General features: G+C 64.9%; 19 protein-coding genes. 10 read left to right on the top strand and 9 right to left on the bottom strand.

What is annotated here, in order from left to right; all coding sequences use genetic code 11:
• Nucleotides 1-29 precede the first annotated feature (29 nt).
• Nucleotides 30-1,007, top strand: coding sequence for a hypothetical protein (locus BM310_RS19815; RefSeq protein ID WP_089811096.1), 978 nt, complete (start codon nucleotides 30-32; stop codon nucleotides 1,005-1,007).
• 114 nt (nucleotides 1,008-1,121) lie between these two features.
• On the opposite strand, the gene BM310_RS19810 is transcribed toward BM310_RS19815, so the two are convergent.
• The 3 genes from BM310_RS19810 to BM310_RS19800 all read right to left on the bottom strand — a co-directional run bounded on the left by BM310_RS19810 (nucleotide 1,122) and on the right by BM310_RS19800 (nucleotide 4,918).
• Nucleotides 1,122-1,415, bottom strand: a complete 294-nt coding sequence (locus BM310_RS19810; protein ID WP_089811094.1) for a hypothetical protein — start codon at nucleotides 1,413-1,415, stop codon at nucleotides 1,122-1,124.
• Between the two features lie 14 nt (nucleotides 1,416-1,429).
• Nucleotides 1,430-1,954: a DoxX family protein gene (locus BM310_RS19805; protein ID WP_089811092.1), complete on the bottom strand. Its 525-nt coding sequence runs from the start codon at nucleotides 1,952-1,954 to the stop codon at nucleotides 1,430-1,432.
• A gap of 228 nt (nucleotides 1,955-2,182) precedes the next feature.
• Nucleotides 2,183-4,918: a M14 family zinc carboxypeptidase gene (locus BM310_RS19800; RefSeq protein WP_177232720.1), complete on the bottom strand. Its 2,736-nt coding sequence runs from the start codon at nucleotides 4,916-4,918 to the stop codon at nucleotides 2,183-2,185.
• Nucleotides 4,919-5,337: 419 nt separating this feature from the next.
• On the opposite strand from BM310_RS19800, the gene BM310_RS19795 reads away from it, so the two are divergent.
• Together BM310_RS19795 and BM310_RS19790 are read left to right on the top strand one after the other, a co-directional pair.
• Nucleotides 5,338-6,180, top strand: a complete 843-nt coding sequence (locus BM310_RS19795; protein ID WP_089811088.1) for a CPBP family intramembrane glutamic endopeptidase — start codon at nucleotides 5,338-5,340, stop codon at nucleotides 6,178-6,180.
• Between the two features lie 456 nt (nucleotides 6,181-6,636).
• Nucleotides 6,637-7,122 (top strand): Lrp/AsnC family transcriptional regulator, encoded by a 486-nt coding sequence (locus BM310_RS19790; protein WP_089811086.1) that lies wholly within the window; start codon nucleotides 6,637-6,639, stop codon nucleotides 7,120-7,122.
• Here the strand turns inward: BM310_RS19790 and BM310_RS19785 are convergent.
• Complete coding sequence (locus tag BM310_RS19785; RefSeq protein ID WP_089811084.1) at nucleotides 7,119-8,135, bottom strand: amidohydrolase family protein; 1,017 nt, start codon at nucleotides 8,133-8,135, stop codon at nucleotides 7,119-7,121. The genes BM310_RS19790 and BM310_RS19785 overlap by 4 nt on opposite strands.
• A gap of 375 nt (nucleotides 8,136-8,510) precedes the next feature.
• On the opposite strand from BM310_RS19785, the gene BM310_RS19780 reads away from it, so the two are divergent.
• The 3 genes from BM310_RS19780 (at nucleotide 8,511) to BM310_RS19770 (ending at nucleotide 13,652) form a co-directional block, all read left to right on the top strand.
• Complete coding sequence (locus tag BM310_RS19780) at nucleotides 8,511-9,995, top strand: proton-conducting transporter transmembrane domain-containing protein (RefSeq protein ID WP_089811297.1); 1,485 nt, start codon at nucleotides 8,511-8,513, stop codon at nucleotides 9,993-9,995.
• Nucleotides 9,985-12,390 carry a DUF2309 domain-containing protein gene (locus tag BM310_RS19775; RefSeq protein ID WP_089811081.1) on the top strand — a complete coding sequence of 802 codons (2,406 nt, stop codon included), beginning with the start codon at nucleotides 9,985-9,987 and terminating at the stop codon, nucleotides 12,388-12,390. The genes BM310_RS19780 and BM310_RS19775 overlap by 11 nt, the downstream gene beginning before the upstream one ends.
• Before the next feature lie 377 nt (nucleotides 12,391-12,767).
• Nucleotides 12,768-13,652, top strand: a complete 885-nt coding sequence (locus BM310_RS19770) for an inositol monophosphatase family protein (protein ID WP_089811079.1) — start codon at nucleotides 12,768-12,770, stop codon at nucleotides 13,650-13,652.
• 45 nt (nucleotides 13,653-13,697) lie between these two features.
• On the opposite strand, the gene BM310_RS19765 is transcribed toward BM310_RS19770, so the two are convergent.
• The 4 genes from BM310_RS19765 to BM310_RS19750 all read right to left on the bottom strand — a co-directional run bounded on the left by BM310_RS19765 (nucleotide 13,698) and on the right by BM310_RS19750 (nucleotide 19,683).
• Nucleotides 13,698-15,008, bottom strand: coding sequence for a glycosyltransferase family 2 protein (locus BM310_RS19765; RefSeq protein ID WP_089811077.1), 1,311 nt, complete (start codon nucleotides 15,006-15,008; stop codon nucleotides 13,698-13,700).
• A 107-nt stretch (nucleotides 15,009-15,115) separates the two neighbouring features.
• Nucleotides 15,116-16,123, bottom strand: coding sequence for an NAD-dependent epimerase/dehydratase family protein (locus BM310_RS19760; protein ID WP_089811075.1), 1,008 nt, complete (start codon nucleotides 16,121-16,123; stop codon nucleotides 15,116-15,118).
• A gap of 881 nt (nucleotides 16,124-17,004) precedes the next feature.
• Entirely contained in the window at nucleotides 17,005-18,411 is a 1,407-nt protein-coding gene (locus tag BM310_RS19755; protein WP_089811073.1) for a sulfatase-like hydrolase/transferase, read from the bottom strand.
• Between the two features lie 30 nt (nucleotides 18,412-18,441).
• Nucleotides 18,442-19,683 (bottom strand): protoporphyrinogen/coproporphyrinogen oxidase, encoded by a 1,242-nt coding sequence (locus BM310_RS19750; RefSeq protein ID WP_177232719.1) that lies wholly within the window; start codon nucleotides 19,681-19,683, stop codon nucleotides 18,442-18,444.
• Between BM310_RS19750 and BM310_RS19745 the strand changes: the two genes are divergently transcribed.
• From BM310_RS19745 to BM310_RS19735, 3 genes are all read left to right on the top strand, one after another.
• Nucleotides 19,643-21,094 (top strand): hypothetical protein, encoded by a 1,452-nt coding sequence (locus BM310_RS19745; protein ID WP_177232718.1) that lies wholly within the window; start codon nucleotides 19,643-19,645, stop codon nucleotides 21,092-21,094. The genes BM310_RS19750 and BM310_RS19745 overlap by 41 nt on opposite strands.
• A gap of 168 nt (nucleotides 21,095-21,262) precedes the next feature.
• Nucleotides 21,263-21,535 carry a hypothetical protein gene (locus BM310_RS19740; protein WP_089811068.1) on the top strand — a complete coding sequence of 91 codons (273 nt, stop codon included), beginning with the start codon at nucleotides 21,263-21,265 and terminating at the stop codon, nucleotides 21,533-21,535.
• A 52-nt stretch (nucleotides 21,536-21,587) separates the two neighbouring features.
• Complete coding sequence (locus BM310_RS19735) at nucleotides 21,588-22,595, top strand: DUF1616 domain-containing protein (protein WP_089811066.1); 1,008 nt, start codon at nucleotides 21,588-21,590, stop codon at nucleotides 22,593-22,595.
• 100 nt (nucleotides 22,596-22,695) lie between these two features.
• Here BM310_RS19735 and BM310_RS19730 read toward each other — a convergent pair whose 3' ends face one another.
• A complete protein-coding gene (locus tag BM310_RS19730; RefSeq protein WP_089811064.1) occupies nucleotides 22,696-23,865 on the bottom strand; it encodes a glycosyltransferase family 2 protein in 1,170 nt (389 codons plus the stop codon).
• Between the two features lie 364 nt (nucleotides 23,866-24,229).
• On the opposite strand from BM310_RS19730, the gene BM310_RS19725 reads away from it, so the two are divergent.
• Complete coding sequence (locus BM310_RS19725) at nucleotides 24,230-26,194, top strand: hypothetical protein (RefSeq protein ID WP_143105201.1); 1,965 nt, start codon at nucleotides 24,230-24,232, stop codon at nucleotides 26,192-26,194.
• Nucleotides 26,195-26,206 lie beyond the last annotated feature (12 nt).

The raw sequence follows: 26,206 nt of genomic DNA, 5'->3' as shown, positions 1-26,206 counted from the left end.
TAATACGTTAGCACTAAATTAATCCGGGTATGTCGGGGAGAGCAGCATACCAACAGTCCGGTGGTATCCTTGGGGGGAACCACGCAGAGTGTATCGAAACCGTCCGAAAGACCGAACTGCCGCAGTGCGTCGTCGAACTGTCCGACGAGTACGACCGCCGCGTCGGCGACAGAGACCGGTTCCTGTGGAAGTGGATCCACAACCTGTTCGACGCGTTCACGCTTCCGTGCGTCCCGTCTGCCGATTTGGAGGAGGTTAAAACGACGAAGACGGTGTTCACGATGTACATCACCGTCCTCGACGACTTGGCCGACCACTTCGGCGACGAGGAGACGTTCGAACAGGCGCGTCGACTGCCGCACGCGCCCGAGTCCGTCCGCTACGACGCGCCCGGCGTCGACACCGACATCCTCCGCTTCGCCGAGAAGCTTTGGACCCGCGTTAAGGGCCGATTAACGGACGCTCCGTGCTACGAGGCGCGTCGCGACGTGTTCCAGTTCGACGTTCGGCAGGCGCTGAACGCGATGGACTACGCGCGCGTCCTCAACGACAACCGCGAGATAGCCAACCTCGCGGAGTCCCGTCACCACGGGCCGTTCAACATGGTGATGTTCCCGTACGCGGGCATCGACCTCATGTGGACGCCCGACTTCGACGAGACGGAACTCGGCCAACTTCGGAGTCTCCTCATGGACCTGCAGAAGATGGCCCGCATCGGCAACTGGGTGACCACGTGGGAACGCGAACTGTACGAGGACGACTACACGGCGGGCGTCGTCGTCGAGGCTCTCGAACGCGACATCGTCACGACCGACGACGACCCCGAACGCGCCATCGCGGCGATTCGCGAGAACGGGGTCGCCGACCGGTTCGAGGAGGAGTGGGAGAGCAGATACCGCGACGCACTCGGCGAGCGATACGACATCGAGAGCTTCGACGTCGCCCGCCTCGTCCGGGGGATGCGAACCGTCATGGAGCACCACGTCGCGAGTTACGGCCAGAAGTGACGCGGTAAGAGCGACTGATTCTACCGTCGGCCGTTCGTACCGAGCGACGCCGCTCTCTTCGGTGCGCGCGGTTTCGGAGTCTCGGAGAAAAGCCGCGAAGAACGGGTGGCCGCCTCAGTCGGCGGTGACGTCACGACGCTCGCGTTCGGGTGCTTCCTCGGCCGCGGCCGCTCTGTAGACGCCCCACAGCAGCAGCACCGCGAGTCCGGCGAGCACCACGCCCGTGCGGATGACCGGGTCCACGGCGGGCGTCGCGACGATTTCGCCCGCCTCGTTCGTCACCGGGGCCGCACCGTAGGGCTGTCCCGCGAGTATCTCCACGGTGCCCAGTACCGCGGTGCCGATGACTACCAGGGCACCGCTCAGTGCCAACGCCACTTTGTCGACGATGTCGGTTTGCGTGTTCATGAGCGTTCACCTCCTCAACCGAGCAGGTACCGCAGTTTCGGGTGTCGTTTCACCAGCGTGGTCTGTTCGAGGATGGCGTCGAGCCCGAAGTACCGGCCCGTCGCCAGCACCATCATCGTCCCGAACAGCAGCAGGCCCATCAGGTCGCCGTTCACGAGCCCGTGGCCGAAGCCGGCGTTGCCGACCCAGAACAGGGTCATGAAGACCGCCCCGAAGAACGAGGCCAGTCGCACCAGCGCGCCGACCATCAGCCCCAGTCCGATGAGCGTCTCGCCGAGGGGGACGCCCGCCTGGATGAGGGGTCCGAGGTTGTTCCCCATCCAGACCGGGATGGGACCCAGCGCCGTCCCCGTCATCTGCTGCAGGTAGGCCGGCCCGTACGTGAAGGCGAGTCCGTCCTCGATGAGTTTCGTCACGCCGGCGTGGAAGAACCACCAGCCCGTGACGACGCGCAGGAGCGCGAGCCAGTAGGCCGTCAGCGGACTATCGAGGTCGAACTCGAACGCGTTGTCGAGCGGGTTCGCCGCGTTGTAGGACATCCTGTCTCACCTCACATGTGCTGCTTGTGCCGGGTGAAAGGTATAAATCCGGAACGGTTCCCAGTTACTGGAAAACGGTTCTGAGGGGCTCTCTACGCCGAAAAATTAGCGGTAGGTATCCGTTACCGGCTCTCGGCGCCGGCGCGCGGGGCAGCACGAGTGGCCGTCCGCCCCTCGGCGTGGACGAGTGTGGGTGCGCGCCGGACCGCGCGGACGCTCACCTCGCTCTCACTCGCTCGGCGGCGTCGCGTGTCCGAGCGCGTTCGCGAGCACGGTGTACCCACAGTGCGACGGGGCGTGCCCCTGGAGGCCGAACGGGTGGAGGTTCGACTGGGACGGCGCGGGGAGGAGACTCCCGACGACGTGGACGGTGCCGGCGTCTCCGGAGAGCGTCCCCAGCGCGACTTTCTTCGCCGTCGACTCCGACGCGTTCGCGTCGCCCTCGGACTCGCCGCTGTCAGACTCGCCGCCGTCGGACTGTCGACGGACGACCCGCCACCCGGCGACGTCCCCGCCGTCGGACTCGAAGGGAGCGGGGTCGACGAGGTACATCGGCGTCTCCGCGGCGGCGGCGTCCACGACGTACCCGAGGGCTCCCGCTTTCGCGAGTTCGCGCTGAATCGGCGTCGTCCCCGAGAGGAGGGTGCTGTCGTCGACGCGTTCCGTCACGGCGGCCGTCGTGGTCGTCGCCCGCGACACCGCGTCCGCGTCGACGCTCCCGGCCGGGTCGGCCGAGAGGTCACCGAGGAGTTCGACCCCGGCGTCCGTGAGGACCAGGTTCCCGCCGCCGGCGACGAAGTCGTCTATCGCCGAGACGTACGCGTCACGGTCGGTGCCGACGCCGTGGGGAACCACGAGGTTGTCGACGCCGTCGAGTGCGCCGTTCGAGACGTCGTCAGTCGTCACCGTCGTCACCGCATCCGAACGGTCGAGGAACGACCGGTAGGGGCCGACGACGTCCAGCGGCGTCACCTCGTACTGACGCTGTTCGTAGCCGAGCGTCGTCAGCGGGTTCGGCGACCCGTCGCCGGTCGCTGCGGTCGTTCGCACGTCGACGGTCGCCTCGCCGCCCACGCCGTTCGTCAGGCGTAGCGTCCACTCGCCGGGGGTCGGGTCGCTCACGACGAACGAAATCGTCCGCTTCGCGCTCGTCGCGAGCGTCTCGCCCTCGTACGTCCTGACGAGCGAGCCCGAGGGGTCGAGCAGGTCGACGTCGACGGCGCCCGACGCCGCGCGAACGCGACCCGAGACGCTGTGCGTCTCCTCGGCGACGGTGACCGTCCGCGTCGCCGTGTCGTCGGGAGCGACGGTGACCGACTCCGCGGTGCTCGTTCGTTCGTCGTCTCCCTCGTCCGTCGTCTCGCCGTCGTCGGTGACGAACGGGAGGTCCGCCGACGACGCGCGCAGGGCGTCCGCCGCGACGAAGGCGGTGGTCTCGCCGTCCGGCGTCTCCACCGCCGCGTCTGCCTCCGCCGTCGCCGCCTCGACGAGTGTCTCTATCGCCGTCCGGTGACCGACCATCTGCAGGTCGAGGAGGTCGGGGCGGTACTCGATGCTCCCGCGGAGGCGGTTGTCGAGTGCCATCTCGAAGGCCACCGACCGCGCGCCGACGCCGCCCTCCTCCTCCGAGAGTGCGAGCCACGAGACGAGACCGCCCGTCGTCGAGTAGCCGACCGCGTCGAATATCGTCCCGGCGGCGAACGGTTCGGTCGGGACCGGCGGCCGTTCGTCCATCCCGTACGCCTCCTGCATCGCCTTCACTTCCTCCGTCAGGACGGACTCGCGCTCCGAGAGCAGTGGTGCCAACTCCTCGTCGAGTCGGCCTCGGAGCCGGTCCGCGTACTCGAATATCGCGTGCGCGTCGGCGAAGTCGTACGCGTGGTTTGCGCTCAGGAGTTCCATCATCGTCTCGGACGCGAACATCCCGTGGAGGTCGGCGGCCCAGGTCACGTTCTCGTACGACCGAAGGTGTTCGACGACAGCCAGCGAGTCGGGCACCTGCTCCGTGTAGTCGACGGGTTCCTCGGGCACGTCCTCGTCGACGCCCGCTCCGTCGTCTCGCAGATTCCGCCCGCGGGGTTCGGCCGGGTGGTGCGCCGGGTCGATCCAGCCGGCCGTCGGATACTGCCGGTTCGGGTCGTTCCCCGTCGCGGTCGAGCGCTTGAACGTGTTCGCGTCCCGGAACCGACCGTCCACGAGGAGCGGCGACTTCGCCGCCCACCCGTCCGGGTTCGGGAACAGGAACACGAGTGCGACGTCGTCCAGCGCGCTCGCGACGGACTCCGCGTCGCCGGAGACGACGTCCTCGACGAGGCGCATGCCGGCTTCGGCGCCCGACCGCTCGTCGCCGTGGATGCCGAGCGTGACGACCAGTTTCTGCTTCTCCGCGAACGACTCGCGGTCTCGAACGTCGTTCGTGAGTTCGACGACCCAGACGTCCTTCGGCGCCGTCGACCGCGCCTCCCGGTCGAGCCATCCGGGACTCTCGCCGACCGACCGGTAGCGCAGCATGTCACCGTGCTCGTCCACCAGTCGGTCGATTCCCTGCTCGAACTCGGCGTAGTCGACGTAGCCGGTCGCCGCCGACGGCTCCGGAAAGACGCGGTTCGGATAGTGTTCGAGCTTCCAGAAGGGGTTCGCGCCGGGGGCGTACAGCACCGTCCGCGCCACGTCGCCTCGGGCGAGCGAGTAGAGGACCTGCGAGTTCACCGGCACCTCCCCGTACGCGGCGGGCGACTCCGTCGCCGTCGTCGTCCTGAGGTTCTTCACACCCATCTCTTCGAGTGCGGTCGTCTCGCTCTCGTCGTCGAGGACGAACAGCGTCGGAACCGTCGTCTCCTCCTCTGAATTCTGGACGACCGCCCACCAACGTTCGGAGAACCGCTCCGACGGCGGCGCGGCGGCGGCCGCCGCCGACGGCGAGAGGGCGATAGACCCGCCGAGAACGGCGGCTGCTGTCTGCAAGACTGTACGTCGGGACGTGAGGGACCAATCTCGGTCGGACATTGTCGTTTGCGGTGAAATCAGCGATGACAGAAATTCTACCTTCGAGAGGGGTCGAGAGCCGACCTCCCGTTGCTATCTCCTGATTACACTCGTCGCACCTCCTCGCGGGACGCTGATAAATGTGTGAGTGGAGTGTCAGAACTCACGGAACGCCCAAAGGTTGATACGGGTGGAGCGGCCGCCGGTCGCGGCGGGAAGTCGCCCCCACTTCGCGGCGCCGAACCCACCGCCGGAGACGAGTCCGACAGGCCGAGACGAATCGACCGAATCCGCCCTCGTGAACCGTTCGCGGCCGCAGTCGAGAGCGCCGACCGACCGCGAGAGATAGTCTCCGGATATGAAAGGTTGTTTCACGGAGACGCCCGAAGTTCGAGGAGATGTTGCGCACCGACAGCGACCCGCCGGCGTTCGACGGCGGGTCCGTGGTTCCCGTCGCAACGTACCTCCTGATCGTCGCCGCCCTGTCCGGACTCACGCTCGTCACCTCGGGCGCGTCCGGGTCACCCGTCGTCGGGGTTGGCTGGGGGCTCTTCCTCGCCGCCCTCGCCCTCGGGGCGTTCGCCGTCGAAGGCGTCTCGCCGCGGTCGGTTCTCCCACCGGCCCGCTCGCTCGCACCGGCCGCCGTCGCCGTCGCCGCGTTCTGGCTGCTCTACAACGTCGTCGCGTACGGACTCGCCCTCGGGGGCGTCCCCGGGTTCGAGCCAGCGCCGTCGCGCGTCGTCGCTCACCCGCTTCCGTACCTCGCGGCGTTCGTCAGCGCCCTGCTCTTCACCGCGATTCCGGAGGAACTGGCGTTTCGGGCGTACCTGCAGTCGAAATTCACCGCGCTCGCCGGCGGCGGACGCCGTCGAGCGACCGCGGTGGGAGTCTCGCTCGCGGCGGTTCTGTTCGCGCTCTTTCACCTCCCGCACTGGTTTCTCGCCTCGGGGCACGGCGTGGGGCCCGCGCTGGCGACGCGACTCTTCGGACTGACGCTTGCGGGACTCGCCTACGGTCTCGCGTACGCGCTGACGAGGAACCTGTGGCTGGTCGCGCTGTTCCACGCGACGATGAATCAGCCGCCGTTCCTGGTCGCGGTACACGTTCCCGCCGAGATGCACCTCCTCGTCGGAGCCGTCGAGTACGCGGCTATCGCCTCTACCGCGTTCGTCGCCGTTCGGGTGAGCGACACCGTCGGACCGACCAGCACTCGCGGTGGACGGGCGTCGACCGACGACTGACTCCGCACTCGCGTGTCGTCCGTCCCTGTCCTCCTGCGCCGCCGCGACGACTTGCCGAACTCCGGCCCTCCGCTCGCGAGGGTCCGAAGTTCTCGACTCCGACACCGCCGGCCGCTCTCCCCGAGAACGCGCTGACGACCCCCTCGACCCGTGCGTAAATCCGAGCCGGTTCGACTATTCGGCCTCTTCCGGAACACATCGAGTATTCGACACCGTCTTCTGGTACCAGACGTTCCGCTTCGACGACCGAAACTCGAAAACGTTCTTCACATTCGTCATATTTGCTGAAAGTGTCGGCAGTTACGGATTCACCAGCCGAGCAGACAGCTCTCTTTCCGAATATTGAAGGACGATGACCGGTCCCGCTCGCGGCGAGTGCGGGCGCGGGCAGAGCGTCCGACGGACCGACCGGGCCGACGTCAAAAGGTAAAGTGCCTCCCTCTCCGACACGGTAGTATGGCCGACGAGGAGATCGACGACGTGGACAGAGCGATCCTGTACGCACTTCAGGAAGATGCCCGGAACACGTCGTCCGGAGACATCGCGAAGCGGACCGGTACGTCGGACAGCACCGTCCGCAAGCGCATCCGGCGTCTCGAATCCGAGGGCGTCATCAAGGGATACCGCGCGAACGTCGACTACCAGAAGTCGGGGTATCCGCTCCGGATGCTGCTCTACTGTACCGCCTCGATTCCCGAACGCGGTGACATCGTCCCCGACATCTTGGAAATCGACGGCGTCGTCTCGGTCCAGGAGTTGGTCACCGGTGAACAGAACCTCCTCGTGACCGCCGTCGGCGAGACGGACGGCGACATCACGCCCGTCGCGCAGGAACTCCTCGATATGGGGCTCACCGTCGCCGACGAAGTACTCGTGCGCGCCCACGAGACGACGCCGTTCGGGAAGTTCGATTCCGGGAGTCGGGCGGCCGACGACTCCTAAACGAGCGTTCGTTTGACGTCCAACTCGGTCGCCCGACGCACGACCGCCCGTACCGGGTCGACCGAACCGGCTAGGTTGTCCGAATCTCCGTCGAGGACGACGAGTGCCGCCCGCCGACCGGGAGCGACGACGCCGCAGTCGAGTCCGGCGATTTCGGCACCGGCCGTGGTAGCCATCCGTAACACCTCCCGAGCGGTCACGTCGAACCGCTTCGCCGTGTACGCCATCTCCCGGAACATCGACGGGGGGTTCAGCATCACGTTGTCGGTTCCGAGCGCGACCGTCGTGTGGTCGAGCAGTTCCCGTACGGGCGGCGTTCCGACGTCGAGGACGGTGTTCGCGCGCGGACAGACCGCGACCGGAACGGATTGCTCGGCGACTCGTTCGAGGTGTTCCCGTTCGGCGTGCACCATGTGGACGAGCAGATTCGGGTCCAGGTCGAGCGCCGGGTGAATGTCGGTCGCGTCCGGTTCGCCGGCGTGGATGGCGAAGGGCAGGTCACGCTCCTCGCACGCGGCACGCTGGTCCGCGAAGTCGTTGTCGTTCGCGCCGGAGGCCCCGTACCCGTCGGCGACGTCGAGGACGGATCGGTCGCCGCTCCCGAAGACGAACGGGTCGAGAGCGAGGGACGCCGCCGCCTCACGAAGCGCGCGCGCCCCGGCGACTCCGGACTCCCTGAAGTCCAGACAGGAGGCCGTGCCGGTTCGCTGCATGAATCGGAGCGTCCGGTGCATCGCCGACACGAGGTCGGAGCGGTCGGCGGTCGCCAACCGCCGGTGCTTCAGACTGTTCGGCGGTGCGACTGCGTCGTCGAGGGACAGTCCGACGGCCGCTTCCTTCGCGACGGAATCGCCCAGGTGCGTGTGCGCGTTGACGAACGCCGGCAGGACGATGTCTGTCGACGTGGTCTCCGTCTCCTCGATGCTCGCGATCCGACCCTCCTCGACGACGACGCGCCCGCGGATGGGTTCGAACGACCGCCCGGCGAGGACGGTACCTGACAGTTCTTCCATGCCGGTACTCGGGACTAGATCACGATATGGTTTCCTGAACGAGTATATCGAACGCTTCGGTACCGACGCACCGGTTCGAAGCCGAATCCGGCACAGAGAACGACGACCGGGACCGCCGCGTCTGGGCGTACGGCACGCCTCGCGACGAACTCGAAGGGACGGACGGACCGTGAGGCTCCCCAATTCGACCCCGCCACCGAGCGTCAGACCGCAGGCTCGAATAACCATAACGTTCTATAATGTCCTTTGAACGAACGATTTGGGAATATAGATAGATTTAATAGTCATTTCGTTCTCGATATGGGGTAAGAACGACCAAAAACGGATTCCGAGTTCGCCTCGGTCGCCGGGACGGGTCGTACGATGAGTCGAACGATGTCAGGACGCACCTCGAAACAGACGGTCGGAGCGCTCCCGGACACGACGGTGCAGTCGCCGTCCGTGTCCGCTGCACTGACGTGGCTCGTGTGGTCGCTGTTCGCGGCGAGTGTCGTCGCCCTCGTCGTCCGAGTCCGGACCGGCGGCGTCTGGGAGATTCCCGGCGTGGTCGCCGTCGACGGCCTGACCGTCCTGATGTGGGTGGTCGTCACGTTCTTCAGCGGTATCGTTCACAGTTACTCGCGCCGTTACATGGCCGGTAGCGCTCACGAGACCGGCTTCTTCCTCGCCGTGTTCGGCTTCACGGTCACCGTGATGGGCCTCGTGGCCGCCGACCACCTCGCCCTGTTCGCCTCCCTGTGGCTGACGATGGGGCTGGTGATGGCGAAACTCGTCGGTACCGTCGACGGCTGGAGGCAGGCACGGGCCGCCGCGAGCGTCGCTCGGAGATACTTCCTCGCCAGCAGCGCGCTCCTCGGCGTCTCACTGACGGCGCTGTGGTGGACGACCGGTGCGACGACCGTCTCGGGTGTCGCGGCCGCCGCCGACGGTCTCGGCGGACCGGTGTGGATGGTCGCCGCGGCCGCCCTCGTCCTCGCGGCGATGATCCAGTCCGCGCTCGTCCCGTTCCACGGTTGGCTGCTCTCCTCGATGACCGCCCCGACGCCCGCGTCGGCGCTGATGCACGCCGGGTTCGTCAACGCCGGCGGCATCCTGCTGACCCGTTTCGCTCCGGTCGTGACCGTCGACGCCACCCTGATGCTCGCCATCGTGGTCGTCGGTGCGACGAGCGCCCTGCTCGGAAAGCTGCTCAAAGCCGTCCAGTCCGACGTCAAGACCGAACTGGGCTGTTCGACGGTCGGACAGATGGGCTTCATGATCATGCAGGCGGGCCTCGGTTTCTTCGGGGCCGCCGTCACCCACCTCGTCCTGCACGGCTTCTACAAGGCGTATCACTTCCTCGGCGCGGGCGGACGGGTCGAGCGCACCAGTCCGACCGAGAGCGAGACCCGCGGGACGAGCGTCGCAGGCGCCGCAGTCGTCCTGGTGACCGGTCTCGCGGGCGGCTGGCTGTTCGCCGTCCTCACCGGGAAGGGTACGACCGGCGACAGCGGGCTCCTGCTCGTGTCGTTCGTCGTGCTCACGACGCTGCACGCGGCCCGCAGCGCCGTCGAGCACACCTCGCTCTCGGCGACGGCTCGCTACGGCGCGGTCCCACTCGTCTTCGTCCCGGCCATCACCGTCTACGCGCTCGTCTACGAGGCTATCTCGGGCGTCCTGTCCGGGCTTCCCGTCGTCGCGGCCCCGACCGAACTGACCGCGCTCCACGGGGCCGTCGCCGTCGTCTTCCTCGCCGCTTACGTCGCGATAGCGGCCGGCGTCCACGAGCGCAGTCACCGTCTCTACGTCGCGCTGTTGAACGCGAGCCAACCGGCTTCCGGTACCGTGCTGACCGCCGCGGAGGAATACAATGAGCACTGAACACACCGTCGAAGACAGCATCGACAAGGCAGCGACCACCGTCGGGTCGGTCTGGCCGATCCACTCGTTCGTGACGGCCAACCCGCTCTCGGGGTTCGAGGACGTACCGTTCGGCGAGGCCGTCACGCAGGCCGCGGACCTCCTCGGCGGCCGCGGCTATCCGCGCCCGGAGACGTTCCGGGCGGCCCTCGACGACGGGCAGATCGAGCCCGAGATACTCGCGTCCGAACTGGCCGAGCGCGGGTACGAGAACGACCCCGAGACCCTGCTGGAACGCATGGACACGAGCGTCGAGTCGGAGCCCCCGAACACCGACGCCGAACTGGTCGACCACGTGCTGACGAAGTGGCTGTCGGCGTTCCTCGACGAAGGGCAGGCGCAGTGGTCGATGCCGAACCGCGAGGACGGGTTCTACGACGCCTTCCGGTCGGTGGCCGCGCACGACGGTCAGATTCCCGACGACGGGGTCGCCGCCGACCTACCGGAGTCGCCACGCGAAGCCATCGCGTCCGTGCTGGAGCCGTATCCCGAGAGCCAGTGGGTGCCCATCTTCGAGGAGCAGTTCGCCGCGCTCCCCGGCTGGGCCGGCTTCGTCAAACAGCGCGCCGCCGACGACGGCGCGTGGCAGTCGACGTACCCCGTCACGCTGGAGGGCTACCTCGCGGTTCGCCTCGCCCTCTCCGAGAGCTTCGGCGTCGACATCGGGCCGTCGACCGGTCCCGACAGCACCGAAGCCGAGGCGGCAGACGAACTCGCCGACGCGTTCCTGAGCGCGTGGGAGGCGAGTTATCGCCGTCAGGTCGTCGAGCGCGTCGCCGCCGAGAGCGAGGCGCTCGACGACGCCGAACCCAGCGGTCGCCCGGACGCGCAACTGGTCTTCTGCATCGACACGCGGTCGGAGATCATCCGCCGTCACGTCGAGGCGGCCGGCGACTACGAGACGCACGGCTACGCCGGCTTCTTCGGCATCCCCATGGAGTATCAGGGGTACGATTCCGAGGTGTTGGTCGACGCCTGTCCGCCGATTCTCGACCCGCAGCACCGCATCTCCGAGGTCCCCGTCGACAGGGAGACGCGCGCGAGACACGACCGCTGGACGCGCCTCCGCGAGGCCGCGAGCGAGGTGGTCGAGACGGTGAAGACGAACCCGGCCACCGCCTTCGGCTTCGTCGAGAGCGCCGGTAGCGGGTACGGTCTGGCGCTCGCGGCCCGGACGCTCGTTCCCGACCGCGTCTTCGACCTGCTCGACACCGCCGACGACGCGGTGCCCGACACCCACGAGTTCTGCGAGCAACTCGTCGACCACCAGCACTCTTACGTCGGCGACCGTCCGGTGGGACTGACTCGCGAGGAGCGCGTTGAGTACGCCGCCACCGCCTTCGAGCTGATGGGGTGGGAGACGTTCGGCCGCCTCGTCGTCTTCGCGGGTCACGCGAGCGAGACGACCAACAACCCCTACGACGCGAGTCTGGACTGCGGTGCCTGTGCCGGGAACCCCGGCGGCCCGAGCGCTCGCGCCCTCGCGTCCATCTGTAACGACGAGGCCGTCAAGAGCGAACTCCGCGACCGCGGGTTCGAAATCCCCGAGGACACGGTCTTCGTCGCCGGTCAGCACAACACGACGACCGACGAAGTGGAACTGTTCGCCGAGGACGTCCCCGAGAGCCACGCGGACGACCTCGACCGGTTGCGCGCGGACCTCGCGACCGCCCGCGAGAATGCGGCCGCCGAGCGCGCCGCGTCGATGGGCGCCGACGGTTCGACGGGCGTCGGCGAGACGGAACGCCGCGCCGCCGACTGGGCCGAGACGCGTCCCGAGTGGGGGCTGGCGGGCAACGCCGGCTTCGTCGTCGGCCCCCGCGAACTGACCAGCGGTCTCGACCTCGACGGCCGCGCCTTCCTCCACTCGTACGACTGGTCGACGGACCCCGACGGCGACGCACTCGAAGCGATACTCACGGGCCCGATGGTCGTCACCCAGTGGATCAACGCCCAGTACTACTTCTCGACGGTCGACAACGCCGTCTACGGGAGCGGCTCGAAGGTGACCCAGAACCCCGTCGGTAACGTCGGTGTCTACCAGGGCAACGGCGGCGACCTGATGACCGGCCTCCCCCTCCAGTCGCTGATGCTCGCCGACGACGAACCGTACCACCAGCCGCTCCGCCTCTCGACGGTCGTCCACGCGCCGGTCGAACGCGTCACCGCCGTCCTGGCCGACCACGGCGAGTTGGCCCAACTGCTGGACAACGACTGGCTCTCGCTGACGGTCGTCGACCCCACTCAGGACCACCGCGCGTTCCGCTACGAGGCGGACCTCGAGTGGATACCGGAGTCCGACCCGGTCGAAGCACACCCCGAGGCGTCGAACGCACCCGCTGTCGCCGACGACTGAGCGGTCCGTACTCGTCTCGGACTCCTCCCCGAGGCCGTTCTGGCGCCCGGAACCCGAACTGACTCGCTGGTGGACGGCTCGGCGGTATTTGATATAGCGCTATTTGATATATGAGTGGCTATTTGGACGCTTCTCGGCCTCTGCTGGCTACATTCGGCGGATGAGCCGTTCGAGCAAGAACTTTGTTTTAGCCCAATAAAGCAAAGTGGATAGCGCGGGGTCGGCGCTGTCTCCTCGTCGGTCGCGGGCCGCCGCTCGTGGGCCGGACGCTCCGGCGTCTGGCCTCGGTCACCGGCGAGGACGGTGGCGGGAATCGGGTCGTTCGACCCCGGCCGACCGACACTACTACGCGGCAGCGCCGCCAATCCGGAACCGAGATGAGCGAACAAGAGCGATTTCGGTCGGTCGTTCGCGGCGCACTCCGACGGGCGGACGCGGCGTTCGCGGAACTCTCGGACGACGACCGGCGGGCCGTCCCGACGGCGGACGCCGACTTCACGACCGCGTTCGATCGGTCGCTCACCGAGCGCTTCGAACGGTTCTTCGCCGACCAGTCGGCACGGTACGCCGTCCTCACGGAGGAACAGACCGAGTCGACGACGGCGGACGCCGACTACCTCGCCATCGTCGACGAAGTCGACGGGACGGCGAACCTGGCGAACGGCGTCGGCGAACTGCCGTTCGGACCGGTCGTCGCCGTCTGCGACGACCCCGACCCGACCTTCGGCGACGTCGCCGCGATGGGCTACCTCGTCCTCCCGACGGGCGACCTGTACGAAGCGTACCGCGACGAGGGGGCCTTCCTCACGAGACGGTGGGCGACCGACGGCGACGACCGGCGGACGCGCCTCGAGACGACGGGGCGAACGTCCGCGGACGGGACGCCACCTAACGTTCTCGTCGACCAGTACATGCTCGCGGAGCGACCGGAACTCGCGTCCGTGCTCTGGCGTCTGGGCTACCCCGGCGACTACCGGAGCCTCGGACACCACTCGGCGCTCGTCGCCCGCGGAGCGTACGACGTCGCCGTCTCCGGCGACTACTGTCACCTCCACGAGGGCAAGCGGGCGACGGCCGAGGAACTCGCCGGCGCGTTCCGTCTCGTGAGGGAGGCGGGCGGCACCGTCACCGACTGGAACGGCGACTCGCTTCGGACCCAACGAATCGGGTTCGCCGACGGAAAACCGCACGACGTCGTCGTCGCGGCGTCGGAGGCGCTGGCGTCCGACGTCGCCGGGCGGTTGTCGAACGCGCTCCCGTGAACCGAGTCCGGAATCGCCTCGGCACCGACCCCCCCGCGGGCGGTATCACCCGTAGTGCGTCTGCAACGAGTGGAGGATGATAGCCGAGAAACAGGCGAACACGCCGACGAGCGTCGTGAACGAGGCGACCATCGCGAACCCCAGAGAGAACTCGTTCGTCTGGATGTACGACGAAATCGTCCAGTAAGCGATTCCCAGACCGACGAACGTACTGAGGAACCCCGGCATTCCGAGGACCAGTACGGGATGCTTCCGCTCCACCGTTCGCAGCAGGTTGCTCACGATGATGGCGCCGTGTTTGACCGGATTGTGCGTGCTGGCGTTCTCGATGTCGTATCGGACTGTCGTTCCGACTTCCTCGATATCGTACTTGTGGTTGTGGGCGTGGTGCAAGATGTCGGTACTGGCGTTCATGTGTTCACCGAGGCTGTCGGCCGTCGCCAGCGTCCGAATCGCCTGCCGGTCGTACGCTCGGAATCCGTTCTGCGTGTCGGCCACCCACGCGTCCGACCGGACGACGCCCATGCTGAGGTTCGTAAGGACGTTGACCACAGTGAGGCCGAAACGTCGATACAGGGGCACTTCACTCTCTGCACCGTCGCCGAACCGGTCTCCGACGACCAGTTCTGCTCCGGTGGTCCGCTGCCGGTCGACGAGTTTGTGGATGTCCGACGGGTCGTGCTGTCCGTCGCCGTCGAGGATGACGAGGTGGTCGGCGTTCCGTCTGTCGGCCTCTTTGAACAGCGTCTGCAGCGCTGCACCGTAGCCCCGGTTCCGTTCGTGCTCGACGACGACTGCACCGGCGCGTCGAGCCAGGTCAGCCGTATCGTCTGCACTCCCGTCGTCGACGACGACGGTCGCGTCTGCGTACTTTCGCGTCTCGGTGACGACCTCGTGTATCTTCCGACCTTCGTTGTACGCAGGGATGCCGGCTAGTATCTCACACGCCTGGCTGCGATCCGAACGGGTGGGCGAGCGAATCGCGTAGAATCCCTCAGTTGCGGTTCGTTCGGACTGACGGATGGCGTCGTAGTCGACGTACTCGTCGTGGTTCTCGTGAAGTACGACTCCCGGGAAGCCGAGTTCTTGAGCGGTCTCCGAGAGGTAGTACTCGCCGATGTCGTCCACGAAATCAGAGTCGGTCGCCGATACGACGATGGCAGACGCTTCCCGGGCGATTTCCACCGACTCCGGTTCGGACTCTCCCTGGTAGGCAACGAGGAGTGAGTACCCCCGTCGGTTCGCGCGGAGAGCGATGCGTGCGATGGCATCTCCACTGTCTTCGGTCGCGACGACGCCGATTGCCGGCTTATCACAGTTCAGTATCTCGACTTCCACTGGCGTGCTTGGTTCCATCTTCGGTGTCAACCCCGTTGTCTCCGTTCGATTCGGCCGACCGATCCCCCACTCACATCACCCGTACGAAGCGTCCGTACTGCGAACGGTCGAGCGCAGTGGACATCTCAGATCATCTGCTCTTTCCACGTTTCCGGCGTCTTCTCGTTGACGATCTCCAGGTCGAGATGGTACTCGAACTCTCTGGGGCCGACTTCCTCGACCCACTCGACCATCTCCTCGAGTCCGTCTCGGAGGGTGTATCGCGATTCGTATCCGAGCAGGTCGCGAGCCTTGTCCGCCGAACAGTTCGCCAGTTCGACCTCCTGCGGTCGCCCCTCGACGTAGATCGGGTCTAAATCGAAATCGATGATGTCGGCGATGACCTCCGCCAGCGTGTTTATCGTGATGAACTCGTCGTCCGGTCCGATGTTGATGGTCTCGCCGACGACTGCATCCTCGTGCGCGAGTTTCTTCAACGGACGGACGTCGTCTTGGATGAAGGTGAAGCAGCGCTTCTGTTCGCCGTCGCCGTAGATTATCGGCTGTTTTCCCTGGAGCATCCGGTTGATGAAGATGGCAGCGACGTTGCGGAACGGGTCGTTGAACTTCTGTCGGGGTCCGATGATGTTGTGCGGTACCGCGATGACGTACTCGAACTCGTGGACGTCGGCCAGCAGTTCCGTCAAGTCCTCCGAAGCGACCTTGCTTATGGCGTAGGGGTCTTGTGGACGCGGTTCCATCTCCTCGGTGAACGGCGTCTCGTTCTCCCCGTACCGGGACATGCTCGAACAGTAGATGAACCGGTCGACGTCGCAGTCGGCGGCGGCAGCGAGCGTTCCCGACGTCGCCTGGTAGATGTGGTCGTTGATCAACGCCGGCGAGAAGACGCTGAGTCCCTCGTGTGCGAGCGCGGCCGTGTGGTAGACGATGTCTGCGTCTCCCATCGCTTCTTTCATCGCCTCCACGTCTTGGCACTCGATGCGGTGAAACTCCGCCTCGTCGGGGACGTTGCTCTCGTATCCGCCGATCAGGTTGTCGTTGCCGGCTACCTCGTACCCCTCCTCGATGAACGCGTCCGCCAAGTGGCTACCCAGAAATCCCGCGATTCCGGTGACGAAGACTCGCTTGTCCATGTGGGTAATGAGAAAAGTGATAGCTATTAAATCATTCCTCTGAATATTCGTTCGGATACTGTCTTACATTCGTGAATTGTTGGAGAGAACATTTCGACCGAAGTTCGTCGTGGCTGGTGTCGTGATATTCGGTCTTCTGTTAGCGTTCGACCGCCGATACCGTCGACCCCGGACCTGCCCCCGGACTATGTCAGAGTTATAATTATTCTAACTGCCCGACACGAGCGGGTAGTATTCTATTTACGCCGAGCGGGGGGGAGCCGTCCGATCGAGCGGCTGAATCCGAATTTCTGTGACGTTTCTAATACTGTAATTGTTAGGGTCCTAACTAGACCGCAAGTGTCGATTTATCTCGTGGATTAGTTCTGTCTCCCGGCCCGCCTGTCTCGTCGCCCACGAGGGCTGCGAAATGTGGCTGAGAGAGTACCCAAGCGCGGTCTTAGGAGTTTTAAGCGTGGTGAAATCACCGGACGCAGTTCTAGATATGCCAAACGGACTAGGTGATGTCGTGTAGACCAGGTACGCTGTCCGGGGGGTGACGAATCAATCGTTCAATGGTTTCTTACTAATACTCTTATCGAGTTATCATGTCCCTACTCTGAAACTAGTCAGTATTCGTGATCGTATGACGACAGCCGGGCGAATGCCGTCTCTAGCGGCATCACGGCGGTCAATCACCGCCAGACGCGTCGAACTCCGAGTCAAACTTCGCGGGTGCCGATGACGACAGTCGGGTTCCTCTCGTCACTCACTGTGCGTCCGTTACGGTCGGCGCCGACACCCGGCCTCAGAGTCCCTGCCGAGCGCCGGTCTCCACCGTGGCGGGGCAGTGAGGGCAGACCGTGCGACGCGGGAACCGCTGTTCGTCCGTCGCCGGACCGTCAGAGGTAGCCGAGGTCGGCCAGTTGGTCCTGCGTTCGGGAATCCAGTGTCGAGGGGTCACCGACGTGTTTGTCGTCGGTGAGGAACGAGCGGAGTTCGGCCTCGATTTCGGGGTCTTCGACGAGGCGGTCTTCGTCGGTGTTCAGTACGACCGACTCTGATTCGTGCGGCGAGTCGATGAGGAGGTGAGAGTCACGGACGACTGCCTGTTGGTCGTATCCGTACGCGATCTCCTCCGAGAGGACCGCTCTCTCGGCCGGAAGTCGGTCGATGGGGACGCCGTCGCACGTCGAGAGCGAGTCGTCGTCGAGGCCGAGTTCCGAGAGCACCGTGGGGACGATGTCGGTCGTCGAGACGAGTTCGTCGGTCGCGTGCTCCCATCCTCCTGCGAGAATCAGCGGAACGAACAGTACCTCGGGGACGAGCGCGTGGCCGTGACCGGTGCCGTAGACGCCGCGCGGGTCGTGGAAGTGGCGTCGCTCGAGTTCGACTCGCTCCCAGAACTCCTCGCCGTGGTCGCTCGTGACGACGATCAGTGTGTCGTCGAGGTCGCTCCGCGCCGCGAGAGCGTCGAACAACCGTCGGAGTTCCTCGTCTACGAATCGAAGCACGGTGTCGTACAGACGGATTCGTTCTCGTCGGTACGTCTCGAACTCCTCTTGCGGGTCGGTCCGCGTGGTGAAGTCCCATCGTTCGACGTCCGGCACGTCCTCGACCTCGCCGAAGGGCGCGTTCGCCGGCCGGTGCAGCGGCGAGTGCAAATCACCGAGCTGGAGGTAGCCGAATCGGCTCTCGTCGGTCGAATCCCACCAGTCGAGGAAGCCGTCGACGAGTTCGTCCGCGGGTGCGTCGTGCTCGACTGACGACCGCTCGAATCGCCCGCGGAGGGGTAGTTCGGCGGTGACGATAGCGCTGGCGAAGTACGTGTCGTATCCCGCCTTCGCGAGCAGTTCCGGCAGCGCGTACACGTCGTCGCGTATCGTCGCCGGCGGGTTGTTGACGCTCTGGTTTCGCAGTTCTTGATCGTACGCTGCGCCGTGGTTGTGTGGGTACTGTCCCGTCAATATCGACGGAACGGACGAATACGTCCACGGTGCCGCCGAGACGCAGTTGGGGGAGTATCCCGGCAAGCCGTCGAGAAACGGTGTCGTCTCGCGGTCGTACCCTGCACGTGAGAGGTGGTCGTTACGGAGGCAGTCTACGGCGACGATCAGCACGTCACGGTCGTCTATCCGATGTTCCGGAGTCTCGCGCAGTCGCCGTCTGAATCGGAGCCGGTTCTGCACCGGTTGGACCACGTCGTATTTCGCGGTCCGGTACAGCGGAGAAACCCGTGCTCGAATCCGCTCGTACGTCTCCTCGTCCATCCACGACCGCACCGAGTTGACAACGTCGTCGGATCTCATGCTAGGCAGGTTGTCGCCGTTCGATGACGCTCACTGCGCCACCGCGGCCGTGATTTCCTCGACCGTCTCGTACGCCTGCTGCACGATGTCTTTGATCCAGATGTACTCGTACGTACTCACTCGGCCGAGGTTGTGCATGTTCTCGTACTCGCTGACCTGACCGTTGATGAGCTCGAATTTCTGAATCTCCTCTTCGACCGGCAGCGGATACGCACGGGGTGCGCGCCGCGCCTCCGAGTCGAGAACCGTCGCGTCGACTCCCTGTTCGTCGAGGAACGAGAGCAGGTAGTCGTCGAACCACTCCGCGTCTCTCGACCAGAGGTCGTCGCCGACGAAACACGGGAACTCGACGGTCAGAATGTACTCGCCCTCGGGTATCGACTGCGGCGTGAAGTCGTAGTCGGTGATTCGAGTGAACTCGTAGTCGTTCGGGAAGTACCCCCAGTTCACGTGCGACGGGAAGAGGCGTTCTGACGCCTCGACGTGGGCACCGAGGATGACCATGCTTCGATAGTTCAGCGACACGTCGATGTCGTCCACGAGGAAACTCGGGTCGATGGTGCTGACGAACAGGTCGTCTTCCAGACGCTGCCCGCTCTCGGTTTCGAGCGCGAGAATCCGGTCGCCGTCCGTCTCGAGGCCGCTCACTCCGTCGAAGACGACGTCGCAGTCCTCGATCATCTCCTTCAGGACCGACGTGTACTTCTCGTCGGGGTAGAACGCCCCGCCGTCGAAGAACGAGTCCTCGTCGTCGGGGAAGCTGATCTTGAAGTCGAACCAGTCGCCCGTGATACGCGACGGTTCGACGCCCCAGTGCTTCTCGGTGTAGTTCTCGTTGTATCGCTCGTACAGCGTCGGGCCGACCTGCTTGAGCATGTACTGGTCGAAGTAATCAGCGTCCGTCTTGCCCTCGGCGTTTTCGAGTTCCTCCCGGATCCGATCGCCGTCGTCCCATCTGTCGATGTTCGCCCGGGAGACGGGGTAATCGTGGGGCTCTTCCAGCGTCCCCGTCGGATAGGTCTTCGCGTAGAAGTCGTGTCGCTCCAGGTCGGTGAACTCCGAGAACAACTCGCCGACGACGGCTTCCTCCTCCTCGTCGTAGAAGAGGAGGTGCGGGGCGGAGTCGCAGTGGTAACCGGTGTCGAACTCGATCTCGCGCAGCAGGCCGCCCACGGCGTCCTTCTCGACGATCGTAACGTCGTATCCGTTCTGGCTGAGAAGGTATCCGGTGGTGCAGCCGGCGACTCCTGCGCCGATAATTGTGACACCCATAGAACAGGACTCGGTGGAAGAGAACTTTAAATTTTTGTATGGATCGTCGCCGCCGCAGAGAACGGTGGCTGGTACGGCGGTCGTCGCACGACGATCGGACGACTGCGGTCCGCCCGCGGTTTCACCGCCCCCGCATCTCCCGCCTCTGCATCGTGAGAAACGGGGATGGGGGTGGTCAGTACGCACTGCGCCCATCCGCTACGACAGTTTTTCATCGAATCAGGTACGATCGGAACACGTGCCCGAGGATCGACGTGACTACGAGCGACGGTCGTTTCTGAAGCTATCGGTGTTACTGGCCGGTCTGGCAGGATGTGGGTCGCAACCGCGTTCGGGAACCGACACCGAACGCGGGACGACGGCTACCGAACAGCGGCGGTCCCCCACGCAGACACCGGAGCCCGAATCGACCGCGACGGCGACCGACACTCCGGTCGACGACGCGGGCGAGTACCCCGGCTACGAGAACCTCCCGAATCCGCTCGACGTCGATTCCTCGAACCCGTTCGTACAGCTGAACGACCAGAGCACCGACAACTACATGGGCGAGTTGGCACTGGCGATGGCGGACTCCGACACCGTGGACCTGCGGGGGTTCCTCCTCGGATACCCCCGGGAGGTGTGGAAGAACGAGACGAAGTACGAGCGCCACCGGGAGGAGTACGTCACGAACCACGAGAAGACGTATCGGATGGCGGTCGAGAGCGGGATGGAGAACCTCCCGTCGCCGGAGTTCGGGGTCTTCGACCATCACGAGAAGCCGTCCTCCGGCCGGGTCGAGGACACGGACGCGATCGGGTCCGCGGGGACGGACCTCATCGTCGAAGAGGCGAGGAACGCCTCGCCCGAGAATCCGCTGGTCGTGGCGGTCGGTGGAGACGTCTGCACCGTCGCCGACGCGTACCTTACGGACCCGTCGATAGCGGATTCGCTGGTCGTCTACTGGCACGAACAGGTCGCCGACATCAACGAGCAGAGCGGCTACAACGTTCAGAACTCCGGGTGGAGCGCGTACGTCGCGCTCACCCGACTCGCGACGGTTCTCGACCACAGCCGAGGTGGGTACACGATCACCGAAGAAGAGGTGGAGAACAGAGTTCCCAGTCCACTCGACGAGTACATGATGAGTAAGGAACACTGGAAGTGGGGAAACCCACTCCAGTCTACCGACTGGTCCGACGAAGGCGAGTTCGGCGCGGGCGACGAGAAGGCTCTGCTCCTCGCTGCGTACCCGTTCACCAGGATGGGTTCGGAGCCGATGTCCGTCTCCGGACTCCAGCGGGCAGAGTGGGACTACGAACCGAAGAACGTGTTTCCGACGCTCTCGTCGGGAGACAGCGCCTCCCGGCTGATCGAGATACCGAATATCGACCGCTCTAAAACCGCGTTCTGGCGATCGTGGGACTCGTAGGGGGAGTGTGACGGTCTGCCGTCTGGCTGTGCGCGCCCTCGGCAGTCTCGGGCCCGGTCTGCCGCGTTCGATACGTAGCACACCGACGTCGACTGTCACGTCCGCTGGTACCTACCACTCTCTCTGAAAGGCAGACAGTTTAACACGGAGAAGAGAGATAGAAGAAGCATGGCGACGACGCGGCGTCAGCGGTTCGTCAACGGCCAGATAGCCTGGATGCTGGCTTCGATCCTCGGCCTAACGTTCGTGGGTGCGTTCACGCTCGAACTGTTCGTACTGGTCTCGCTCATCGGGTTCATGCTGTTGACGCTCGCGACGGCACCCGTCAACGTCACGCCTCGCTGGCGCGCGCGACTCAAGTGGCCGATTGCGCTCGGACTGCTCTTCTTCGGCTACCTCGTCGTGAGACTGGTCGCGGCGGAGCTCAGTGGTCTGCTCTGAGGGCTCGCTTTCCCCCGAGCTATTTTTATCTCCGTCACGTGAGTAGTCCTATATGTCGATTCGGGACCGATTACGACCGTACGTCCCCTCACAGCTACGTCGACTCCCCGGCGATCTGGCCGCCTCTCTCGTCTTGCTCGCGGTGACTGCCGCCGTCGTGTCGCTTCCGGTGATTCGCGAGACGTGGATTCGAGCGGTCGTGTCGCTTCCCTTCCTCCTGTTCGTCCCCGGCTACGCCTTCGTCTCCGCCTTGTTCCCGGAGTCGCCGCGGGCAGACCGAGACCCGATGAGCACTCCGCGACGACACCCGACCGACTTGGAACGGCTCACGCTCTCGCTCGGGAGCAGCATCGCTCTCGTCCCTATCGTCGCGTACGTTCTCGACTTCCTCGGGCAGGGATTCCGAGTGGTGCCGATGCTCGTCGCACTCGGCCTGTTCACCGTCGTCTGCGTCGTACTGGCAGCGAGTCGGCGGTTCGACCTCCCGCCCGCTCGACGGTTCTCTGCACCGACCGGCGACTGGTATCGGTCGATCAGAGAGGACTTCCTCTCGCGCGAGACGCGAGGGGAGTCGGCACTGAACGTTTTGCTCGCGGTCGCACTCCTCCTTGCGACTGCCAGTGTCGGGTACGCTGCCGTCGACAATCCGTCTGGCGAACAGTACACCGAACTGTACCTCTTGACGCGAGCTGACGACGGGACGCTGGTCACCGACGACTACCCGACGGAACTGACGGCTACCGAGAGCCGGTCACTCGTCGTCGGCGTTCGAAACCACGAACACGAGCGAACGCGCTACACCGTCTTAGTACGGTTACAGCGGCTACAGTCCGACGGGGAGGGCATGGCGGTCACCGAAGAGGAGCGACTGGACCGCTTCGAGGTGACGTTGGCGTCGAATGGGTCCGTCGAACGACCACGGGTGGTCACCCCGACGCTCGTCGGCGACCGGCTTCGGTTGCAGTTCTTACTGTACCGCGGAGACGTCCCGGCCGATCCGAGCGCCGCGAACGCGTACCGACGCGCCCACCTCTGGGTGAACGTCACGACTGCGAACTAACCCAGCGCCAACCACGGGGCATCCGGCGAGAGACGAACGCTGGCACGTATCGCGGCAACACCGGAAGTGACGGTGGTAGCCACTCCGAGCCCGCGCTCGGTCAGTCCGAACTCGACCGCGAGTCGGTCTCCCACGTGACGAAGTTACGGTTGCGGACGACGTTCCAGAGCGCGGCGAGCAGGCTATAGTTGAGCGCACAGAAGTAGTAGGGAACGTACGTCACGATCGGATTCGAGCGGCCGAACCGGTCCAACAGCCCGCCCGTGACCGCGAGCGCGTAGAATCCGACCTGTCCGGACAGCGCGAGGACGTACAGCGGATTGTCGGTGGTGGCGACCAGCGCGACGTTGGTGACGGCGATTGCGATCAACAGCAGCGGGTTGAGCCACCGAATCACGTGGTGAGAGGCGAGCTGGAAACTGAACAACGGATACCGGAACGGGTTCAGAAGCGACGTATAGTCGAGGAGCGTGTGCCACGACCGAGTCGAGATTCGAATTCGGCGGGACAGCTCGGAGCCGATGGTCGCCCCCGGGTTCTCCCACGCCCGCGCTTCGGACGTGTACTCGACTCGCTCCCCTCGCCGTACGATTGCCAACGGTTCGGCGAAGTCGCTGATCTGGTCGGACGGAAGCGGAACGTAGGAGGACCGTCTGACCGCGTATATCGCCCCGTTCGCTCCGACGATGGAACTCACGGTCGGTTCGAGTCGCTTTATCAGTTTCTCGAACCGCCAGTAGACCGACTCCGCCTCGACCCCGTTCTGCTGGTAGCAGAGTTCGCCGACGACGCACCCCACATCAGGACCGAACGCTTCGACCAGATGCCCGATCGCGTCGGGTTCGTACATGCTGTTCGCGTCGGAGAAGACGATGATATCGCTCGTGAGCCGTTCTGCGACCCTGTTCTGACACTCCGTCTTCCCGACACGGCCTTCGATCCGTTCGAGACGGACCCCCTCGTCTGCGTACGACCGGACGATGCTGTCGGTCCCGTCGGACGATGCGTCGGAGAAGACGACTATCTCGAATTTGTCGTCGAGGTACTCTAACTGCAGCGAGTTCCGAATCTTCTCTTCGATGATGTCCTCCTCGTTGTACGCGGCGATAACCAGCGAGACGGTCGGGAGTTCGCCCTCGCCTCGATTCGGCGCCGTCGATCGATCGATGATCGACCCCGCGACCGCCAGTATTCCGGGATACAGAAAGTAGATGTGGACGAGCAAGAACGCGGAGAGCCAAAACACGGCCGCGAACACGGCGACGATCATTCGTCGATGGTGGGTCGGGCGGCGGTCGTCGCCGTGCGGCGGCAAGTCGACGAGAGAACGCGCGAGGCGCGCCGGCTCCTGAACTCGACGTGACGAACTCGGAACATCTCTGTCGTGTCAAGACGTGGTATCGCTTCTTATAGATAACGAACAGAAGGCCAACGTCGCGAGCGCTCCTGAACGCCGACCTTGGCGGCTCCACCGACGAGGCGCCCTCGTCGTCCGGTCACCGGAACATCTCAGATAGCAGGACACCGAGACGCGCCGGCCGCCGGTCGGTCCGCGTGCCGAGTCGGTGCCCGCGTCCGCTCAGGTCGGCTTCGTCGGCGAAAGCTATTTCAATTCGTGCGGGGTCGAATACAGTATGTCGGCTGCCCGTCTCCGGGAGCGTCTTCTGTGGGTGGCCCTCGTCGCGACCCATCCTGTCGTGGTCGTAGGGCTGTGGTTCGCAGCGAGAATCGGCCGTCCGCGGTTCGTCGGGTTGGGTCTGTACGTCGTCGTCGCTCTCCTGTTGTTTGACGCTCTGCTGGCGATCGGACGCACGAGCGAGGGGACAGAGACGTTCTCGCTCGTAACCGACGCCAGAGTCCCGACACTCGGCCTGTTGGGCAGTATCTCGGTGCTAGCGGTCTTCGGTCCGGGTATCGTGTTCTACTTCGGCGTGACCGTCGTGTTGGTCCTCGTCCTGTTCCGGGCCGTGGCTCTGGACGAGGGGGCGTCCTCGACGCGTGCGAACCTCGCGCTCGTCTGCGGGGCATCCGCTGTGATGCTCGCTTCACAGGTGTTCTCGGTGGCGTACTACGTGAACACGGCTGATACACTGGTTCACACGACCGTTTCGATACTACTGCGAGACGGGGCGTCGTTACAGGCCATCGCGGACACCCGGTACCTCTCGTACTCGGCGTTTCACGTCGTCTCCGGCGTCGGGATGCAGTTCTCTGGTCTCGACCCCCGCGTGTTCATGTCCGTGTTCGTCATCGCGATCTTCCAGGTCGCCCTCCTGGCGCTCTACCTGTTCGTCCGATACCTGAGTTCGTCGCAGGCGCTCGGCCTCGTCAGCATCGTCCTCGCGAGCGTCAACATCAGTTTCTTCCATTACGGCCGAATCGCGCACTATCAGTCGATGAGCTTCGTGCTGTACGCGCTGTTTCTGTTCCTGCTGTTCCGCGGCGTCTGGTCGAGCCGGGACGTTATCGTTACAGTCCCGATACTCGCCGTGTGGATCGCAACCCATCACGTGAGCGTTCTGATGGCCATCGTCGTCGGAGCGGTACCGGTCGGTTATCTGACGGTACGGTGGCTGGTCGGGCGGAGCGAGCCCCACCACTCGAACACGACGCTGCTTTTCACCACGTTCTGTCTGATGTTCGGCGTCTACTGGGCCATCGTAACGCGGATGTTCCAACAGGTCATCGGCTGGGTGCTCGTCACCAGTCCCGCCGCCAGAGGCGTCGCGTCGGTGTCGTATCTCGCTCGCTCGTACTCCTCGCTGGAGACGCTCTTGGCGCGGTCAGTTCCGTTCTTCGTCGACAGCCTCCACTACTCGTTCCTGTTAGCGTTCGCGGCTCTGGGTCTCTGGGTGCTCCTTCGAACGGACATGATAGAGCAGACGCGATACCGGCTCATCGTCTTCGCGTCGCTTCCGGCCTTCGCGCTGTATTTCCCCAGTCCGATCTGGATACCGCTCGAGGGTATCGCGGAGTTCAACCGCTGGCGGCTGATGGTGCTGCCGTTCCTCGTCATCGTCCCAGCGATCGGAATCAAGTACGGCGTTCCGCTGAACCGAACGAAGAGACTTCGCTCTGCGGTCGCCGTCTTACTGACGGCGATGCTCGTCTTGACGATGCTAACGAGTGCGGCGACGCACCCCGACATCACGGACCTCGCGGGCATCCAGAAGACGCCGCAGGAGTACCTCTCCGATCAGGAGGTGACCGCCACACAGTTCGTCTACGCTCACATGGAACCGTCTCAGAACGTGTACAGTCGGTCTCTCTTGCGCGCCTACCTGCGTGAGTACGCGGTCGTGTACGACAAACCGTACGAGTCCGGGCAGTTCAGGAAGCTGAAAGCCAGCTATACGGAGCGACAGTTGCTCTCGGAATCCGGTCTGACAGTGATGTCTGCCGCCGCGTTCCGCGGCGAGGGCTTTCAGGCTACGCTCGTCGACCTGAACGTCTCGGAGTTCGACGACGACGTTCGCGTCTCGGAGTTCGTCTCCTCGCAGGAGTACCGGTGGGACAGAGGCGCCGACAGCGTCGTCTACTCGAACGGTGACGTCGTGATCCAGTACGGAGCGAACCGAAGCCGCGCGGTAGCAGCGTAACTCGGGACCAAC

Source organism: Halogeometricum rufum (assembly GCF_900112175.1).
GTDB lineage: Archaea > Halobacteriota > Halobacteria > Halobacteriales > Haloferacaceae > Halogeometricum > Halogeometricum rufum.
This window is presented reverse-complemented; position numbering and strand designations above follow the sequence as displayed.